Annotated in this window: 4 protein-coding genes; 1 reads left to right on the top strand and 3 read right to left on the bottom strand. The window is 72.2% G+C overall.

Annotated features, from left to right (window positions below):
• Positions 1 to 16 precede the first annotated feature (16 nt).
• The 3 genes from sepH to KBX53_RS24370 all read right to left on the bottom strand — a co-directional run bounded on the left by sepH (position 17) and on the right by KBX53_RS24370 (position 3,711).
• Positions 17 to 1,096 (bottom strand): septation protein SepH, encoded by a 1,080-nt coding sequence (sepH, locus tag KBX53_RS24380; protein WP_030329624.1) that lies wholly within the window; start codon positions 1,094 to 1,096, stop codon positions 17 to 19.
• 185 nt (positions 1,097 to 1,281) lie between these two features.
• Positions 1,282 to 2,409 carry a phosphoserine transaminase gene (gene serC / locus KBX53_RS24375; RefSeq protein ID WP_210861857.1) on the bottom strand — a complete coding sequence of 376 codons (1,128 nt, stop codon included), beginning with the start codon at positions 2,407 to 2,409 and terminating at the stop codon, positions 1,282 to 1,284.
• Between the two features lie 195 nt (positions 2,410 to 2,604).
• Positions 2,605 to 3,711, bottom strand: a complete 1,107-nt coding sequence (locus KBX53_RS24370; RefSeq protein ID WP_210861855.1) for a citrate synthase 2 — start codon at positions 3,709 to 3,711, stop codon at positions 2,605 to 2,607.
• A 279-nt stretch (positions 3,712 to 3,990) separates the two neighbouring features.
• Here KBX53_RS24370 and KBX53_RS24365 point away from each other — a divergent pair.
• On the top strand, positions 3,991 to 4,254 hold a 264-nt coding region (locus KBX53_RS24365), incomplete at its 3' end, for a pyridoxamine 5'-phosphate oxidase family protein (protein WP_210861858.1).

Genomic DNA, 4,254 nt, shown 5'->3' with positions numbered 1-4,254 from the left:
CGGACCCCGCGCGGCGTCAGGAGGATTCGCGGGCGGCCGGGCCGCTGCCGAAGAGCACGTCGTCCCAGCTCGGGAGCCGCTTGCGCGGCTTGCCGCTGGCGTCGGTCGACTCGCCGCCGGCGGCCGCTGCAGCGCCCGTCCGACGGGGCCGGAGCACCGCCAGCGACGGCACGGCCGGCACCTCCTTGGGCGCGTCCGAATCGTCGTCGAAGGCCGACCCCTGGCCACCGCCGAGCAGGGCGGCGGCACCCCCACCGACCGGCCGCTGCCGGGGCGCGTCCGAACCGGCGAGCGCAGCCGGGGTACGCGGCTCCAGCCCACGACCCGACGAGGCGCCGAGCGGACGGTCCAGCGACGCGAGCAGGGCGTCCCGGCCGGCCCGGATCGGATCGCGGCCCGGGCGCGGGTGCTCGGACGCCGCCGGCAACCCGTGCCCACCACGACTCGGCTCACCGCGCGACGGACCAGGCAGGCCGTGCCCGCCCCGCTCCGGTGCCGGCTCCTGGCCGAGGATCGGCGTGGGCCGCTCCGCGCACAGGTACTGCGCCATGTCGTCGTGCGGGGTGACCTGCTGCCGGGTCTTGTCGAGATCCCAGATGGCCTGCGCGGTGGCCTTGCCCGACGGCCAGGTGGCGATGATCCGCCAGGTGCCGTCGTCACGCCGGTACGCGTCCCAGGAGATCTTCTCGGTGTCGATGCCGTGCTGGCTCAGCCGGCCGTTGACCACCTCGGCGAGCGGGGTGGGCTTCTCCGCGCCCTTGAGACGGGTGCGGCGGGCGTGCTGGGCGAGCATCGCCCGCTCCTGCAGCACCGGGCCGGCATAGCGCAGCACCCGGTCGACCGGCACGCCGGCGATCCGGGCGACATCCTCCGCGGACTCACCGGAGCGGATGCGGGCCTGAATGTCCCGAGGAGACAGAGACGGAACCGGGTCGGCGGCGGTCGGTGCCACCGCGAGCGGCGGCGAACCGGGCTCGGCGTGCAACGCACCGGAGATCCGTTCGTCGATGGGCAGGGCGAGCAGCCGCCCCACCTCGTCGGCGAGAACCAGGGCATGGCCGTCCTCGGAGAGGGCGACGAAGCGTACTGGGCGCATAGCGTTGCCTCCGTCCCGCTTCGCTGGCCGCACGCCACGAGTCGGCCACCCAGGCGTCTCGGACCACCGTACGCGCATCTGCCTCGGGGTGGGGGAAGCGACACCCCGCATGTCGTGACTGAGCTGCGGCGATGATCACGTTCGGTGTCCGTGGAGGCCTCCACGGACACCGAACGTGACGAACCTCAGAGTCGCTCGACCACGTAGTCGATGGACGCGGTCAGCGCCTCGACATCGGCCGGCTCGACGGCCGGGAACAGCGCCACCCGCAGCTGGTTGCGACCGAGCTTGCGGTAGGGCTCAGTGTCCACGATGCCGTTGGCGCGCAGCGCCTTGGCGATCGCCGTGGCGTCCACCCCGTCGGCGAAGTCGATGGTGGCGACCACGTTGGAGCGCAACGACGGGTCGGTGACGAACGGGGTGGCCACGCTGGACCGCTCAGCCCAGCCGTAGACCGCGGCGGCGCTCTCGGCGGTGCGCTTCGCCGCCCAGGCCAGACCGCCCTGTGCGTTCATCCAGTCGGTCTGCTCGGCGGCCAGGAAGATGGTGGCCAGCGCCGGGGTGTTGTAGGTCTGCTCCAGCCGCGAGTTGTCGATCGCGGTTACCAGATCGAGGAAGGCCGGGATGTAGCGCCCGGACGCCTTGATCTCGGCGGCCCGGTCCAGTGCGGCCGGGGACATCAGAGCCAGCCAGAGCCCGCCGTCGGAGCCGAAGCACTTCTGCGGAGCGAAGTAGTAGACGTCGGTCTCGCCGACGTTGACGTCCAGGCCACCCGCGCCGGAGGTCGCGTCGACAAGCAGCAGCGCGCCCTCGTCCGCCCCGGCCACCCGGCTGATCGGAACCGCCACACCGGTCGAGGTCTCGTTCTGCGGCGTCGCGTACGCGTCCACGCCGGACTCGGCGACCAGGGTCGGGGCGCTGCCCGCGTCGGCCTTGCGGACCGTCGGCTCACCCAGGAACGGGGCTTCCTTGACCGACTTGGCGAACTTGGCGCCGAACTCGCCGAAGCTGGCGAACTGGGCCCGGTCGCGGATCAGGCCGAAGGTGGCGACCTCCCAGAACGCGGTGGTGCCACCGTTGCCGATCACCACCTCGTAGCCCTCGGGCAGCGAGAAGAACTCGGCGATGCCGGAGCGCAGCCGGGCCACCTGGTCACGGACCGTCTTCTGCCGGTGCGAAGTGCCGAGGTAGGTGGTCGCGACCTCGGCGAGAGCGGACACCGCCGCCGGGCGGACCTTGGACGGGCCGCAGCCGAAACGTCCGTCGGCGGGCTTGATCTCATCGGGAATCCGGATGATCGGTGCGTCAGCCACGGTCTTGAAGATCCTTCCGCAAGGGCGAGGGCGGGCCGGCGACACTGCCGGCCCCCATCCTCGCACCCGGACCCATCGGTGGAAGCCGGGCCCCCGAGGGCAGGTCTGAGGCCTTCGCCACAGTTGGCGCCGGCAGCCACCGAAAAGGGCCCCGCCCCGACGCCCGGCGTCGAGGAAGGGCCCCTTTCGTACCGGTCAGACGCCGTGCGGAATGGCCGCCCAGCCCTCGACGTCGGACGGCTTGCGGGTCTCCGGGCCGACGTAGCGGGCGGACGGGCGGACCAGCCGCTGCAGCCGCTTCTGCTCCAGGATGTGCGCGCTCCAGCCGCCCATCCGGGCGCAGGTGAACATCGAGGTGAACATGTGCGCCGGCACCTCGGCGAAGTCCAGCACCACCGCCGACCAGAACTCGACGTTGGTGGCCAGCACCCGGTCCGGGCGGCGGGCCTGAAGCTCGGCCAGGGCGGCCTTCTCCAGCGCCTCGGCGATCTCGAAGCGCGGCGCGCCCAGCTCCTTGGCGGTGCGCCGGAGCACCCGGGCGCGCGGGTCCTCCGCGCGGTAGACGCGGTGGCCGAAGCCCATCAACCGCTCGCCGCGGTCCAGGACACCCTTGACGTAACCCTCCGCGTCGCCGCTGCGCTCGACCGCCTCCAGCATGCTGAGCACCCGGGACGGGGCACCGCCGTGCAGCGGGCCGGAGAGGGCGCCGATGCCCGACGAGATGCAGGCCGCCGCGTCCGCCCCGGTGGAGGCGACGATGCGAGCGGTGAAGGTGGACGCGTTCAGGCCGTGCTCGGCGGCCGAGATGAAGTACGCGTCGACGGCCTTGACGTGCCGGGGGTCGGGCTCGCCGCGCCAGCGCTTCAAGAACCGCTCGACGATGGTCTGCGCCTTGTCGATCTCCTTCTGCGGCACGGCCGGCAGGCCGAGGCCGCGAGCAGACTGGGCGACGAAGGAGAGCGCTGTCACCGAGACCCGGGCGAGATCCTCACGGGCCTGCTCGTCGGAGATGTCCAGCAGTTGGTTGAGACCCCAGTACGGGGCCAGCATGGCGACTGCGGACTGCACGTCGACGCGGATGTCACCGGAGTGCACCGGCACCGGGAACGGTTCCGCCGGCGGCAGGCCCGGCCCGAACCGGCCGTCGACCAGCAGTGCCCAGACGTTGCCGAACGACACCTGGCCGATCAGATCCTCGATGTCGACCCCGCGATAGCGCAGCGCGCCGCCCTCACGGTCAGGTTCGGCGATCTCGGTCTCGAAGGCGACGACGCCCTCCAGCCCGGGTTTGAAATCGGCCATGTCGCTCTCCTGGATCTGGTCGGTGCGCCCGAACAGCTCATCCGGCCCGATCGGCCGGGCGCCTTAGGCGACCCTCAGGGATGTGTTCGGAACATCTTGCCTGCTGAGTAAGGGATACGCGACCCGCTGCGACTGTGCTGCACGCGACATCCCCGGACGCGCATTCTCCGCCTGGCTCAGTGAGACTGGGCAGGGCGGGCTGGTCAGCGCGGGAGGGTGCTGGCGGGGCCCCCGAGAAGGAGTGGGGACGTGACGGGTGACACACCCGCCCCGGCCGCGATGCGTAACGAGTACGCCGCGGACCTGGGCCTGACCGAGGCTGACCTGGCCGCCGACTGGCACACCCAGTTCGACAGCTGGTTCGCCGACGCGGTGGCCTTCGGGCTGCCCGAACCGAACGCCATGGTGGTGGGCACCGCCGACCCGGCCGGCCGGCCGAGCGGGCGGACGGTGTTGTTGAAGGGGTACGACCCGGAGGGCTTCGTCTTCTTCACCAACCACCTGTCGCGCAAGGGCGTCGAGGCGACCGCGAACCCGTACGCC

Source organism: Micromonospora sp. M51 (assembly GCF_018070305.1).
In the GTDB taxonomy this organism is placed as follows: Bacteria; Actinomycetota; Actinomycetes; order Mycobacteriales; family Micromonosporaceae; genus Micromonospora; species Micromonospora parva.
Note: the sequence above shows the minus strand (reverse complement) of the source record. Positions and strands in the feature narration are given on the sequence as shown.